The organism is Collimonas sp., from assembly GCF_035566375.1.
Taxonomy (GTDB): Bacteria; Pseudomonadota; Gammaproteobacteria; order Burkholderiales; family Burkholderiaceae_D; genus Collimonas.
In genome coordinates, this window is record NZ_DATMRK010000030.1 from 71,823 (window position 1) to 85,723 (window position 13,901).

The window sequence follows — 13,901 nt, forward strand, 5'->3', positions numbered from 1 at the left end:
AAGTAGGTGAGGGCTGTGCAATGCGTGTCTGCCGGGCAAGCGGACCAGGCCATATGGTAGCAAACCTGGCGCGGCCCGACTGCCCGCACTGAAATTGCTGCGCTGACAGTGTTCTGGCGATTGTTTGATTTGCATCAAATCAATTGAAGACGCCTTCCTTTAAAGTCTGTATCGATACGAACGACACAGGAACGAGAAATGAAGAAAGCAGCATGGTTAGCAGCCTTATTGGCACTGTCGGCACTGGGTTTTGTGACGGGCAACGCTATGGCGCAGGAAAGCCCGTGGCAAGTGCGGGTACGTGCCGATTACCTGAAACCGGCAAATAAATCGGACGCGGTCGGCGGCGTCGGTGCATCCGATACCTTGCACATCAATGGCAAGACCATCCCGGAACTGGATATCTCCTATTTCTTCACGCCCAACTGGGCCGCCGAACTGGTCTTGACCTATCCGCAAGAGCAAGACGTTTCGCTGGACGGAAAAAAGATCGGCACCTTTAAGCATTTGCCGCCGACCTTGACCGCGCAGTATCACTTCATGCCGCAAGCCACGTTCAGTCCTTATGTTGGAGCCGGGCTTAACTACACCCGCATTTCCAGCGTCAACCTGCTGGGCGGCGCAGCCAGCCAGGATAAGGACAGCTGGGGCCTGGCGGTGCAGGCTGGCCTGGATTACAAGCTGGATAAAAACTGGTCGCTCAACCTGGATGTGAAAAAACTGCAGATCCGCAGCGATGTCTTCGCCGGTGGCGAGAGAATCAGCCGCGTCAAGATCGATCCTTGGTTGATGGGTGTGGGTGTCGGTTACCGTTTTTAAACTGGATTTGCAGCAAGTCTAATGCTGCATTTGATTGTCCCCTCGGCCTTTAAACGGGCTGTTGCGCGCCGGGTGTCAAACCGCCCGGCGCGTTTTTTATGGGGCGGCTGGTAACATACGGGGTTTAGATTTCCTGCAATCAAAGGAGCCGCTCTTGAATCTACTCACCGTCAATCAACTCTCCACACTCTGGAATTTCCTGTTGGAATCCTCCATGCACTACGGCCTCAATGCGCTGCTGGCAATTATCATACTGGCGTTCGGCTGGTGGCTGTCGTCGCGCTTTGCCAATGCGCTTGACCGGGTAATGACGCGCGCCGGCCTGGACGCTACCTTGCGTCCGGTGCTGCGCAGCGTGCTGCTGTGGCTGATACGCCTGGTCACGCTGGTTGCGGTACTCGGCCAGTTCGGCGTGCAGACTGCCAGTATCGTCGCTATCCTGGGCGCCGCCGGCCTGGCGATCGGCCTGGCCCTGCAAGGGACTTTGCAAAACATCGCAGCCGGCATGATGCTGCTGTTCCTGCGGCCGTTCCAGGTCGGCGAATACATTTCCAATGGCAGCATCGAAGGCAGCGTCGATGAAATCGGCTTGTTTGCGACCAAGCTGACCAAGGCTGACGGCGTCTGCCTGTTCGTGCCGAACAATCAGTTATGGAATAGCGCGCTGACCAACTTCAGCCGCAACAACACGCGCCGCATCGATATGCCGATCGGCATCGGCTATCAGGACGATCCGGCTGTCGCGATTCAAGCCTTGCATAAACTGTTGCTGGCCGATGAGCGGATTTTGGCGACGCCAGCGCCGTTTGCCGTCGTCACCGACCATCTCGACAGCGCCGTCATGCTCAATATCCGGGCCTGGACCACTACCTCCGAGTACTGGGCGGTGCGCTGGTCGATTGCGCAAAATATGCAGGCCACGCTGACTGCGGTCAATTGCTCGATCCCGTTCCCGGTGCGCGAGCTGCATATCAAGCGCGAATCGGAAGTGGACGCCAAGCTTGTCGCCTGACTCTTACCTGATTCTTGCATGATTTTTGCTGATAAGTTTTTGGCAATATAATCTATCCGGGCTTGCTTTCCTGCCCGGATCAAAGCTATAACAGATATGCATAAACCTATGCATAGATGGCATTAGAATGGTTTGCCAACTTTCCGTTACAGTTCCGCTGCGCGGCAGCGCGTTGCAGAATGCCGGACTGTCGCGTGACCGTTTTTCAGCTTAGCTTGCGGTCTACAACAACTTACGAAATCAGGAGATTTATGTCTACTCGCACACATACAATGCGCACCGCGTATTCCTACGCGCTGATGATGTTCAGCGCCTTATTGCTGTCCACTTCCGTGGCGCACGCGCAAGACGCCAAACTGCCGAATGTGATGATCCTGGCCACCGGCGGCACGATTGCCGGCACCGGCGCCGACAGCACCACCACGGTCGGTTATACCTCGGCCACGGTTGGCGTCGAAAAACTGATCGCCGCCGTGCCTGAGCTGAAGAAAGTCGCCAATGTCAAAGGCGAGCAAGTATTCCAGATCGCCAGCGAAAGCATGACCAACGACCACTGGCTGAAGCTGGCCAAGCGCGTCAATACCTTGCTGGCACAACCGGATGTGGACGGCATCGTCATCACCCACGGCACAGACACCATCGAAGAAACTGCTTATTTCCTCGACTTGACGGTCAAGAGCCGCAAGCCGGTGGTGATCGTCGGCGCCATGCGTCCATCGACCGCGATCTCGGCCGACGGCCCGATCAATCTGTACAACGCGGTTTTGCTGGCCGGCAGCAAGGATGCGATCGGCAAGGGCGTGCTGGTTTCGCTCAACGACCAGATCAACGCTGCGCGTGAAGTGACCAAGACCAATACCTCGACTACCGACACCTTCAAGTCGACCGAACTCGGCATGCTGGGTTATATCCAGGGCAACAAGGCGTATTTCTACCGCCAATCGACACGCAAGAATACGGTCGATACTGAATTCGACATCAGCAAGATGGACGTGCTGCCGCAGGTTGACATCATCTACGGCTACGCCAACATGACCCGTGCCGCGCTCGACGCCCAAGTCGCCTCCGGCGCCAAGGGTATCATCCAGGCCGGCGTCGGCGATGGCAGCGTTGCCGCGCAAATGAAAACGCCATTGGTTGAAGCACGCAAGAAGGGTGTGATCATTGTCCGCGCCAGCCGCGTCGGCCAAGGCATTGTTGCCCGTAACGGCGAAGCCAACGACGACGAACTGGACTTTGTAGTGGCCGATACGTTGAATGCACAAAAAGCACGGATTCTGCTGATGCTGGCGTTGACCAAGACCAACAACACCAAAGAAATCCAGCGCATGTTTTACACCTACTGATCGTAGCGTGATGGACTAAGGCGATGGCAAGCGCAATCGCCTCAGGTTCAGGTGTGACAGCAAAAGCCGGCTAAATCAAATGTGATGATTTAGCCGGCTTTTTTCACGTTTGCGGCGTTGACCATTTCCTGTTGCATCAATAGCAATGGCCAGGCGCTATTTCCATGCGGAATGATGCTAATATGCGCGGACCCGCAAGCGCTAACCCCAGACCACGCAATGCATGTGAACTCCCGAGATCAAGCTTCAGACCAGCCACTGCTATCGCTGGTGGTTCCTTTCTACAACGAGAGCTCGGCCGTTGCGCATTTCTTCCAACGGATAACGCCGGTATTGGCGGCTCTCGACACCTTGTCTTACGAGATCGTCTGCATCAACGACGGCAGCGCCGACGATACCCTGGCGCAGCTGATCGCCATCGCCGAGCGCGATAACCGGGTGAGGGTGATCGACCTATCGCGTAATTTCGGCAAGGAAGCGGCCCTGACCGCGGGCCTGAACGAAGCATTGGGTGATGCGGTGATTCCTATCGACGCCGACCTGCAGGATCCGCCCGAACTGATCCCGCGCCTGATCGAGCAATGGCGCAATGGCTACGAGGTGGTGCTGGCCAGGCGCGTAAACCGGGATAGCGATTCCTTCCTGAAACGTAAGACTGCTCAACTGTTCTACCGCTTATACAATGCGGTTTCTGACATCAAGTTGCCGGATAACGTCGGCGATTTCCGCCTGATCGACCGCCAGGTTCTGGAGGCGCTCAAACAGCTGCCGGAAAACCGGCGCTTCATGAAGGGGCTGTTCGCCTGGGTCGGCTTCAAGACGGCTACGGTTGAATACGTGCGCGAAGCGCGCAGTGCCGGCGAGTCGAAATTTTCCGGCTGGCGTTTGTGGAATTTCGCGCTGGAGGGGATCACCAGCTTCAGTACCGTGCCTTTGCGCTGGTGGACCTATTGCGGTTCGGCGATTTCATTGTTCGCATTCATCTACGGCCTGGTGACCATTATCAAAACGCTGATCCGCGGCATCGACATGCCCGGCTACGCATCCATTCTCACGGTTGTGCTGTTTCTTGGCGGGATCCAGTTAATCGGTATCGGCGTTCTCGGTGAATATCTGGGCCGGACTTACCTGGAGTCAAAGGGGCGTCCGGTTTACCTGATTCGCCGCCGCTATCAGAAAACCGAAGATTAGCCGCAGTATGAGCATGCATCGAGTCAGGCGGTTCTTGATCTATGCCGCAGCCGGCGCCGTGGGCACGGCATGTCAGTACGCGCTCCTGATCCTGCTGGTCCAGAGCGGCATGGCTGCTCCGGTGCCGGCTTCGGCAGCGGGCGCCTTGGTCGGCGCCATTGTCAATTACGGGCTGAATTACTGGGTTACTTTCAAGAGCCAGGCTGGCCACCTGCAAACCGCTAGCCGCTTCGGCCTGATCGCCGTCGCCGGCATCGCGCTGAATACCGGTTTGATGCATCTGCTGACCGTACCGCTGGCACTCAACTATCTGCTGGCACAGGTCTTGTCCTCAGCGGCAGTGCTGGTGCTGACTTATTCCGCCAATGCGCTATGGACGTTCGGATCGAAACGTCCGCACGAAAAAAATGGCTGCCATCGTTCCCGACCCAATGAATAGAAAATTCCCCCCGCTCATCTGGGCGGCGCTGATCGGCGTCGCCGCGTTCATGTTCTATACCGGCGGCGGCGCCATCGTCTGGCCGACTTCCACCGAATGGCTGATGCGCGGAGATTTCGGCCAGCATTTCCTCGGCTGGAATTTTTTCCGGCACACGCCGATGTGGCAATTTCCCTTGGGCGCCAACTGGAACTACGGGGAAACGCTGGGCAGCTCAATCGTCTTTACCGATTCGACGCCGTTGTTCGCCTTCCTGTTCAAGCCCATCGCGGCGTTCCTGCCGCAGCCGTTTCAATACATCGGCATCTGGCTTGCGCTCACCGTGGTGCTGCAAGGCGTTTTTGCCTACAAGTTGCTGTCCCTGTTTTCGAGCGACCGTCTCACGGTTTTGCTGGCGACGGCGTTTTTCGTCATCGCACCGCCGTTGTGGTGGCGCATTTACCTCGAATCCGACGCCTTGTCGGCGCATTGGCTGATCCTGGCCGCGCTATATTTATACTTCAACGACAGATTGCGCCAGCTTGGCTGGCTGATACTGCTCAGTGCAGCCGCGCTGACGCACGCCTATCTGCTCGCCATGGTGCTAGCCATCTGGGCTGCGGATATATTGCAGCGCGCCTTGAAGCAACAGATTTCGCTCTGGGCCACAGCCGCGCACGGGCTGGCAGTGGCAGCGTGTCTGGCGCTGGTCATGTGGGCCGCCGGTTATTTCATGCTGCACGACGGCCTGAGCACGCCGGTCGGCGGCTATTTCCGCATGAGCCTGCTGGGCTTGATCGACCCTGCAACATCCTGGTGGTCGGCTATCCTGCCTGGGCAAGCCAGAAGCGGCGGCGAGTATGAAGGTCTGAGTTATCTGGGGAGCGGCATGCTGGCCTTGCTGGCGATTGCGCTGCCGGCGCTGCTTATCTCCAGCAAGGGACGGGCAACATTGATCTGGCGCTGGCGGACGCTGCTGCCATTGTTTGCGGTTGCCGTCATCCTGACTTTACAGGCACTGACAACGTATATCGGATGGGGCCAGCACGATGTCTTGGTCTACCCCCTGCCATCGATCCTGCAACGGCTTTTTGGTGTGTTCAGAGTAGCGGGACGCATGTTCTGGCCAGTGTTTTACCTGATCTATGTAGGCGCATTTTGTCTCGCTTTTAAACTGATCAACCGGAAATGGCTGCCATATCTGCTTGGGGCGCTGCTGGTTTTCCAGCTGGTCGACGGCAACACTGCGGCACAGCAGATCCGCAAAAGCTTGCGCGACTATCGATGGACTTCCCCAATGCAATCCGTATTCTGGAGCCAGGTACCCAAAACCTACCAGCGGATTGCGGTCGTAATGCCGGCGGCGTATGCCTTTGATTATTTTCCAATGGCGCTGTTTGCTTCGCAACACGGGCTGCCGATCAACCACGGCTACTTCGCCCGGATGGATCAAAACAAGTTAAGCGCACTCCAGCGCCAGACCGCCGAGATGGTGTTTTCCGGCAGCTACGATCCGCACACGCTGTACGTTTTCTTTGAAGATCCGCTTTCCGTTGCGCTTTGGGAGCAGGCCAAGTTGACTGCCGGCCATGGCGATTTTCTGGGCGCCTTCGACCATTACCGGGTACTTGCGCCAGGCTGGAAAGATTGCAAGGTATGCCAGCAATTGGACTTCAACCCGCCTGCGGGGCCGCGTTCACCGCCACCGCAATATGCGCTCGGCACCGCACTCGAATTTCGCGGCGGCGGCAATGCCGCTCCCTATCTTGCAGGCGGATGGTCTGAACCGGAGGTATGGGGAAGCTGGACCTTTACCAATCTGGCAGCGATACGGCTCACCGTTTCCGGACAGCTTGCCGGCGATCTGACACTGGATGTTTCCGGCCATGCTTACGTTCCTGCCGCAGATTCACGGCAGACCATACAGGTTTCCGTGAACGGGCATGCGGTAGGGGAGCTGCGCTACACCGCAAAAGAGAACCAGAGCGTGCAGAGTCTGCGGATTCCGGCGGCCCTGGCGTCCAAAAATCACGGTGAGCTGGTGATCCTGTTCAGCATCGCAGAACCGGTGTCGCCGCTGCAGGTAATGGCGAGCAAGGATATGCGGACTTTGGGGTTGGGCGCGGTATCAATGACGATCCGCTGAATGACGATCAATGAGCAAGGTCATCGCGCATGCTGCCGCCAGCACCTGCTAAAAAACAGGCGGCAAGCCACTTTGAGGATTTGACATGGGAATTTACCGGCTGTTGCTTGCCATCGCTGTCCTGCTTTCGCATCTGGGCATTACCTTCCGTGGCCGTAACATCGGCGTGTTCGCCGTGGTTTCCTTTTTCATATTGAGCGGCTATGTCATGACGGTTCTGTCAGACCGGCACTACCGCCAGCTGTCCCGTGTCGGCATCTTCTATCTGGACCGGGCGATGCGTCTGTTCCCGCAGTTCCTGTTCTATTTTTGCCTGACGCTGCTGCTGATCGCTACCGCCCATCCGTGGTCGCCCTATATCGGCGACCTGACGCCGGCGAAGATCTTGTTGAATGCGAGCATGCTGCCGCTGAATTTTTTCCCATATTTCCTGAACTGCCAAATCATTCCCCAGGCCTGGTCGCTTGGCCTGGAATCGCAGTTTTATCTGGTCTTCCCGCTGCTGCTTATCTGTCGTGCGCGGGGGCCGGTTTTTATCGCTTCGATAGCGTTTTTCATGTTGGCCTATTGCGGCATATTGAATGCGGATACCTGGGGCTATCGCATGCTGCCTGGAACGCTCTTCATGTTCCTGCTGGGCAGCTATATCCATAGAACCCCAAGCAAGGCCGGGCTGTTCGCTGCCTATCTGCTTATTTGCGCCATGTTTGCCAGCCTTGCCATGCACCGCGCATGGCAATTGCCGTTCACCTTTGAAGTCCTGGCCGGCCTGGTGTTTGGCGTGCCGGTGGTATGGGCGCTGACCAAGCTCAGTTTTGGATGGATCGAAGAGCTGGCCGGCAACCTCAGCTATGGCGTCTTCTTGAATCAATTTTTCCTTATCTGGTTATTCCAGAGCATCGGTATCCGCGGCGATTCCTGGTGGTACGTCTACGCACTGATTGCCAGCTCGATCGCCGTGTCCGCCGTGTCCTATGTTTTGGTGGAACGGCCGGTAATCAGGTTACGGCGTGCGTTGCGCACGCGCAGTGCCACGATCGGGCGGGGTGATGCAGTACGTATTCAAACGGATCCCGCAACGCCGTGAATAAAACGCTCCCCATGGTTTTTTGGGCCGGGTTCATCGGTCTCGCCGCCTTTGTGTTCTATACCGGAGGCGGCATCGTCTGGCCGACTTCTACCGGATGGCTGATGCGAGGAGATTTCAGCCAGCACTTCCTGGGGTGGAATTTCTTCCGGCATGCGCCGCTGCTGCAATTTCCGCTGGGCGCCAATCGCGACTACGGTGAAACCTTGGGCAGCTCGATAGTCTTTACCGACTCGACGCCGCTATTCGCCTTCATTTTTAAACCGTTTGCCAGCCTCCTGCCCGAGCCGTTCCAATACATCGGCATCTGGCTGGCGCTATGCCTCGCGCTGCAGGGCGTATTCGCCTACAAGCTGCTGGCGTTGTTCTGCCGCGAGCGCTGCACCGTTTTGCTGGCGACTGCCTTTTTTGTCATCGCGCCGCCATTGTGGTGGCGGATATACGCCGAGCACGACGCCCTTGCTGCACATTGGCTTATTCTGGCTGCCCTGTATCTGTATTTCAGCGATAGGTTTCGCGGGCGCAACTGGATCATCCTGCTCAGTGCGGCGGCGTTGACGCATGCCTATCTGCTCGTCATGGTACTGGCGATCTGGGCCGCCGATATTCTGCAGCGATGGTTGAAAAGGCAAATGCCCGTATCGGCAGCACTTGGGCATGGCTTATCAGCCGTAGCGTGGCTGGCGCTGATTATGTGGGCCACCGGTTATTTCATGCTTGGCGGCGGCCTGCACGGCATGGTCGGTTTTGGCTATCTGCGGTTGAGCTTATTGGGATTGTTCGATCCGATGGGCCGCTGGTCGGCTGTGATACCCGAGCTCCCTAGAAGCGGGGGCGAGTATGAGGGGTTCAGTTACCTGGGTAGCGGCGTGCTATTGCTGTTGGCGATCGTGATGCCGATATTGCTGCTCTCGCAGCGCGGCCGTGCTGCGCTAAGCTGGCGCTGGGCAACGCTACTGCCTTTATTTGCGATAACCGTGATCCTGACGTTGCAAGCGCTGAGCAGCTATATCGGCTGGGGCGAACACGATGTACTGGTCTATCGCTTGCCGCGCGTTCTGCAATCGCTAGCAGGCGTTTTCAGGGTGTCGGGCCGGATGTTCTGGCCGGTGTTCTACCTGATCTATCTGGCGCTGTTTTATGCGTGTTTCAAGCTGATTGGCAGGAGAGTATTGCCGTATCTGCTAGCCGGGCTGCTGCTGTTGCAGCTGGTCGACAGCAATAGCGCCGCTCAGCAAATTCGCAAAGACATGCAAGACGCTCAATGGACCTCACCGCTGCAAGCGGCGTTCTGGAAGCAGGCGCCAAAAACCTATCGCCGCATCGCCTTCGTGATGCCTGCTACCGACCCTGAAGGGTATTTCCCGATTGCACTGCTGGCGTCAAACCATCGCATGTCTGTTAATAATGGCTATTTTGCCAGGACGGATACGGGCAAGCTGGTCGCGCTCCAGCGCCATATGGCCGAGACGGTGTTTGCCGGAACCTACGATCCGCAAACCTTGTATGTTTTCCTGCGCGATCCCATCTCCACTGCGCTTTGGGAGCAGGCGCAGCGCAGCGCAAGGCCTGCAGATTTCGTCGGCGAGCTTGACGGCTACCGCGTGCTGGCGCCAGGCTGGCGCAGTTGCGCCGATTGTGCCGATTGTGCCGATCACCAGCGTGTGAATCAGACTGCAGCACCATTGAGCGTTGCATCGCCTCAGAAATATGTACTTGGCACAACGATCGATTTTCGCAGCGGCGGCAATGCCGATGTGTATCGCGCCGGCGGTTGGGCAAGCTCCGAGGCCTGGGGCAGCTGGACTGACAGCAACGCTGCGGCCGTATCGCTGCAGGTGGGAGAGCACAGCGGGGATCTGACGCTCGATATTCTCGGACAAGCTTTCCTGTCGCCGCAGAATCCGCAGCAGACGATACAAGTCAGTGCGAATGGGCAGCTGTTGGGAGAGTTGCGCTATACGCTTGAGGCAACTAAAAGTCTTAACAGCGTGCGGATTCCGTCTGAACTGATGACAAACAACCAAGGCAATCTACTGCTCATGTTTTCAATCGCGGCGCCAGTGGCCCCCATGCAGGTAATGGTGGCCAAGGATCTGCGGCGTCTGGGGTTGGGCGCGATATCGATGATGATTCATTGACAGCAGACTTGCGGCGATTTTTGCCCTTACAATCACGTTTGATTAAACCCTTTCCAAAGAGCAAGCCATGTCCGAAGAATTCGAAGTTCCCAGCCCCCACGAGCAACATCTCGAACACGTCACCGAGCATGCCCACGGCAGCGGCGACAATTTCGCCGGAAAAATTGCGGTAATGACGGCCATCATGGCGACCATAGGCGCTTTGTTCAGCTACCAGGCCGGTTCCACCGAGAGCGAAGCGGCGATGAACAAGAACAACGCCGCCATCAAGAAAACCGAAGCCTCCAACCAGTGGAATTACTACCAGGCCAAATCCAGCCGGCAAAACCTGTCCGAGCTGGCGACGCATATTCCCGGCGTCGACGCGGTGCACTACAGCGCTGAAGCGCAGCGTTATAAGAGCGAAAAAGAAGTAGTGCAGAAAAAGGCTGAAGCGCTCGAAGCCGAGGCCAGCGCATGGGACGAGAAATCAGAACAGGTATTGCATCAGCATCACCGCTGGGCGCAGGCCATGACGGCGATCCAGATTGCCATTTCCCTGGCAGCAATCACTTTGCTGACGCGCAAAGAGTGGTTGAAGAAAATGGCGTACGGGGCGGCGGGAGTCAGCGTGGTGCTGGGGACGCTGGCCTGGTTGCATATTTAACCGTCATTGCATATAGAGAAAAATGCAATGAGAGCAAGTTTAAGAGAAAAAATAATTGCCGTTTGCGATAAGAAGATTAACGATAAAGGCCCGGATGTCGGGCTATCGTTTTACGCATTTTTTGCTAATAAAAATGATAATCCTCCGCTCCTTATGGAAGCTGCGGAGTGGTGGATCACGACGCATCAGCTAGACCATTTTGAAAAAGCAATAAAGATTAAAAAAATGGTCCAGCAGATGGTTTGAGTCTGGTTCGAGTCTGGCTTGAGTCGCTTACGCAGGGATGACAGAAAGCACAGCACGCCTTCTGTCTCCATCGCTCAACCCGATCAGCGCGTCACCGGCTTGTAGCGGATCCGCTTAGGCTTGGCGCCTTCTTCACCCAGGCGCTTGCGTTTGTCGGCTTCATATTCCTGGTAGTTACCGTCAAAGAACGACACTTGCGATTCGCCCTCAAACGCCAGGATATGGGTCGCGATGCGGTCCAGGAACCAGCGGTCATGGCTGATCACCATCACGCTGCCGGCGAATTCCAGCAAGGCGTCTTCCAGCGCCCGCAAAGTTTCGACGTCGAGATCGTTGGACGGTTCATCCAGCAGCAGCACATTGCCGCCTTGCAGCAGAGTCTTGGCCAGATGCAGGCGGCCGCGCTCACCGCCGGACAGGTTGCCGACGATCTTTTGCTGGTCGCCGCCCTTGAAGTTGAAGCGGCCCAGATAGGCGCGCGACGGCATTTCGAAACGGCCGACGGTGAGGATGTCGGCGCCGCCGGAGACGTCTTCAAACACGGTTTTCTGATCCGACAAGGAATCGCGCGACTGATCGACGATCGAGACCCGGGCGGTAGCGCCAATCACCACCTCGCCGCTGTCCGGCTGCTCTTTGCCGGTGATCATCTTGAACAAGGTCGATTTACCGGCGCCGTTAGGGCCGATGATGCCGACGATGGCGCCGGCCGGAATACGAAAGCTCAGGTTATCGATCAGCATGCGGTCGCCGAAGGATTTGGAGACATTTTTGAATTCGATCACTTCATTACCCAGGCGCTCAGCCACCGGGATGAAGATTTCCTGGGTCTCGTTGCGCTTCTGGTATTCGTGTTCGCTCAGTTCATTGAAGCGCGCCAGACGGGCCTTGCTCTTGGCCTGGCGGCCTTTCGGATTCTGCCGCACCCATTCCAGTTCCTTGGCGATGGTTTTCTGGCGTGACGATTCGGTCGCTTCTTCCTGTTTCAGGCGGTTGCCCTTTTGCTCCAGCCACGAGCTGTAATTGCCCTTCCAAGGGATGCCGTGACCGCGATCCAGTTCCAGGATCCATTCGGCGGCATTGTCCAGGAAGTAGCGATCATGGGTGATGCCGACCACGGTGCCGGGGAAGCGTTGCAGGAATTGCTCCAGCCATTCGACCGATTCGGCGTCCAGATGGTTGGTCGGCTCGTCCAGCAGCAGCATGTCGGGTTTCGACAGCAGCAGGCGGCATAGCGCGACGCGGCGTTTTTCACCGCCGGACAAGATGCCGATCTTGGCGTCCCATGGCGGCAGGCGCAAGGCGTCGGCGGCCATTTCCAACTGCAAATCCAGATTGCCGTCACCAGCGGTGGCCAGGATGTCTTCGAGCCGCGCCTGTTCGGCTGCCAGCGCGTCAAAGTCAGCGCCTTCTTCTGCATAGGCGGCGTATACCGCATCCAGTTTGGCTTGCGCCTCAAACGCTTCGCCCAGCCCGCCTTCGACCGCTTGACGCACCGTTTGCTCAGGATCGAGCTGCGGTTCTTGCGGCAGGTAACCGATGTTCAAGTTGGGCATCGGTACTGCTTCGCCCTGGATATCCTTATCGATGCCGGCCATGATTTTCAGCAGGGTCGATTTGCCGGAACCGTTCAAGCCCAGCACGCCGATTTTGGCGCCGGGGAAGAACGACAGCGAGATATCTTTCAGGATTTGACGTTTCGGCGGCACGATCTTGCCGACCTTGTTCATTGTGTAGACGTATTGGGCCATGAGGAGCAGTGGTAATTAAGTGAATAAAAAAGCAATAGTAAGCTATCTGGACTGCCAAGAATAACCGATGTCTGCCAAGTTGATGCTTTCCTTAAGCTGCGGCGCTGGGACGGGTCATGAAGGTGCGCCACAAACCTTCGGCCGAATACAGCGCCAAAGCGCACCAGATGACGATGAAACCGGTCAGCCTGGCGCCCTCCAGTTGCTCGTTATACAGCCAGACGCCCAGCAGCAGTTGCAGCGACGGCGTGATGTATTGCAGCACGCCGACCAGCGACAGCGGGATGCGGCGCGCGCCGGCGGCAAACATCAGCAGCGGGATCGAGGTGATAGGACCGGCGGCGACCAGCAGCCACTTGGTGGAGGTCGAGGCGCTGACAAAGGTATTCTGATCCTGCACCGTGGTATAGGCCAGGAAGGCCAGCGCCAGCGGCAGCACCAGCGCCGTCTCCAGCGCCAGGCCAGGCAGGGCGCCAAGGCTGGCGGTCTTGCGTAGCAAACCGTAGCTGCCGAAAGTCACTGCCAGCGTCAGTGCAATCCAGGGCGGGTGGCCGGTTTGCCAGGTCAGCCACAGCACGGCGGCGGCGGCCAGTGCAATTGCCAGCCATTGCAGCAGGCGCGGCCGTTCGTGCAAGAATACGCAACCGAGCGCCACGCTGACCATCGGGTTGATGAAATAACCGAGGCTGGCTTCGACGATGTGATTATTGTTGACGGCCCAGATATAGGTGGTCCAGTTGGCGGTCAGCAGCAGCGCGCTGGCGATAAAACCGCCAATCACGCGCGGCTGCCGCAGCACCGGCCCGACCCAGGCCCATTGCTTGCGTACGGTCAGCACAATCACCAGGAACAGAAACGACCACAGCACGCGATGCATGACGATATCGACCGGCGGAATCTCGGCTTCCAGCGCCTTGAAGTAAATCGGAAACAAGCCCCACAGGACGTAGGCGGCGATGGCGTAAAACATTCCTGCTTGCATGGTGTGGGTCTATATAAAAGAGAAAGGCGAGTGAGAGAGCGGTGGCAAGCGCTGGTTCAAGCGCACTTGGATAACATTCAGCATTTTACGCAATAAGCGGCGCGCCTGAGATTAAC

The 13,901-nt window shown here is 57.3% G+C and carries 12 protein-coding genes; 10 read left to right on the plus strand and 2 right to left on the minus strand.

Translation table 11 applies throughout. From position 1 onward, the window contains the following. The first annotated feature begins 198 nt into the window (after positions 1 to 198). From VNZ60_RS09585 to VNZ60_RS09630, 10 genes are all read left to right on the plus strand, one after another. The gene (locus tag VNZ60_RS09585; RefSeq protein ID WP_325658480.1) at positions 199 to 819 is read left to right on the plus strand and encodes an OmpW/AlkL family protein; all 621 of its coding nucleotides are present in this window, start codon (positions 199 to 201) and stop codon (positions 817 to 819) included. 154 nt (positions 820 to 973) lie between these two features. Further along, complete coding sequence (locus tag VNZ60_RS09590) at positions 974 to 1,831, plus strand: mechanosensitive ion channel family protein (RefSeq protein WP_325658482.1); 858 nt, start codon at positions 974 to 976, stop codon at positions 1,829 to 1,831. 299 nt (positions 1,832 to 2,130) lie between these two features. Further along, entirely contained in the window at positions 2,131 to 3,177 is a 1,047-nt protein-coding gene (locus VNZ60_RS09595; protein ID WP_414648809.1) for a type II asparaginase, read from the plus strand. A 219-nt stretch (positions 3,178 to 3,396) separates the two neighbouring features. Further along, positions 3,397 to 4,368, plus strand: coding sequence for a glycosyltransferase family 2 protein (locus tag VNZ60_RS09600; protein ID WP_325658484.1), 972 nt, complete (start codon positions 3,397 to 3,399; stop codon positions 4,366 to 4,368). 7 nt (positions 4,369 to 4,375) lie between these two features. Beyond that, complete coding sequence (locus VNZ60_RS09605; protein ID WP_325658486.1) at positions 4,376 to 4,807, plus strand: GtrA family protein; 432 nt, start codon at positions 4,376 to 4,378, stop codon at positions 4,805 to 4,807. Then, positions 4,776 to 6,932: a DUF6311 domain-containing protein gene (locus tag VNZ60_RS09610; RefSeq protein ID WP_325658488.1), complete on the plus strand. Its 2,157-nt coding sequence runs from the start codon at positions 4,776 to 4,778 to the stop codon at positions 6,930 to 6,932. The genes VNZ60_RS09605 and VNZ60_RS09610 overlap by 32 nt, the downstream gene beginning before the upstream one ends. 85 nt (positions 6,933 to 7,017) lie before the next feature. Further along, complete coding sequence (locus tag VNZ60_RS09615; protein ID WP_325658490.1) at positions 7,018 to 8,019, plus strand: acyltransferase family protein; 1,002 nt, start codon at positions 7,018 to 7,020, stop codon at positions 8,017 to 8,019. 14 nt (positions 8,020 to 8,033) lie between these two features. Beyond that, positions 8,034 to 10,160 (plus strand): DUF6311 domain-containing protein, encoded by a 2,127-nt coding sequence (locus tag VNZ60_RS09620; RefSeq protein ID WP_325658492.1) that lies wholly within the window; start codon positions 8,034 to 8,036, stop codon positions 10,158 to 10,160. Positions 10,161 to 10,227: 67 nt separating this feature from the next. Beyond that, positions 10,228 to 10,806, plus strand: a complete 579-nt coding sequence (locus tag VNZ60_RS09625) for a DUF4337 domain-containing protein (protein ID WP_325658494.1) — start codon at positions 10,228 to 10,230, stop codon at positions 10,804 to 10,806. 27 nt (positions 10,807 to 10,833) lie between these two features. Further along, the gene (locus VNZ60_RS09630) at positions 10,834 to 11,052 is read left to right on the plus strand and encodes a DUF6500 family protein (protein ID WP_325658496.1); all 219 of its coding nucleotides are present in this window, start codon (positions 10,834 to 10,836) and stop codon (positions 11,050 to 11,052) included. 83 nt (positions 11,053 to 11,135) lie between these two features. Here VNZ60_RS09630 and ettA read toward each other — a convergent pair whose 3' ends face one another. Both ettA and rarD read right to left on the minus strand, forming a co-directional pair. Further along, positions 11,136 to 12,803 carry an energy-dependent translational throttle protein EttA gene (ettA, locus tag VNZ60_RS09635; protein ID WP_325658498.1) on the minus strand — a complete coding sequence of 556 codons (1,668 nt, stop codon included), beginning with the start codon at positions 12,801 to 12,803 and terminating at the stop codon, positions 11,136 to 11,138. A gap of 91 nt (positions 12,804 to 12,894) precedes the next feature. Next, complete coding sequence (gene rarD / locus VNZ60_RS09640; protein WP_325658500.1) at positions 12,895 to 13,785, minus strand: EamA family transporter RarD; 891 nt, start codon at positions 13,783 to 13,785, stop codon at positions 12,895 to 12,897. Positions 13,786 to 13,901: the final 116 nt, after the last annotated feature.

Bases quoted from the DNA above. Each gene is read 5' to 3' on its own strand.
- VNZ60_RS09595 (WP_414648809.1), top strand. From the start codon at position 2,131: ATGATGTTCAGCGCCTTATTGCTGTCCACTTCCGTGGCGCACGCGCAA.
- rarD (WP_325658500.1), bottom strand. From the start codon at position 13,785: ATGCAAGCAGGAATGTTTTACGCCATCGCCGCCTACGTCCTGTGGGGC.
- VNZ60_RS09615 (WP_325658490.1), top strand. From the start codon at position 7,018: ATGGGAATTTACCGGCTGTTGCTTGCCATCGCTGTCCTGCTTTCGCAT.
- VNZ60_RS09605 (WP_325658486.1), top strand. From the start codon at position 4,376: ATGAGCATGCATCGAGTCAGGCGGTTCTTGATCTATGCCGCAGCCGGC.
- VNZ60_RS09610 (WP_325658488.1), top strand. From the start codon at position 4,776: ATGGCTGCCATCGTTCCCGACCCAATGAATAGAAAATTCCCCCCGCTC.
- VNZ60_RS09630 (WP_325658496.1), top strand. From the start codon at position 10,834: ATGAGAGCAAGTTTAAGAGAAAAAATAATTGCCGTTTGCGATAAGAAG.
- VNZ60_RS09620 (WP_325658492.1), top strand. From the start codon at position 8,034: ATGGTTTTTTGGGCCGGGTTCATCGGTCTCGCCGCCTTTGTGTTCTAT.
- VNZ60_RS09585 (WP_325658480.1), top strand. From the start codon at position 199: ATGAAGAAAGCAGCATGGTTAGCAGCCTTATTGGCACTGTCGGCACTG.
- VNZ60_RS09625 (WP_325658494.1), top strand. From the start codon at position 10,228: ATGTCCGAAGAATTCGAAGTTCCCAGCCCCCACGAGCAACATCTCGAA.
- ettA (WP_325658498.1), bottom strand. From the start codon at position 12,803: ATGGCCCAATACGTCTACACAATGAACAAGGTCGGCAAGATCGTGCCG.
- VNZ60_RS09600 (WP_325658484.1), top strand. From the start codon at position 3,397: ATGCATGTGAACTCCCGAGATCAAGCTTCAGACCAGCCACTGCTATCG.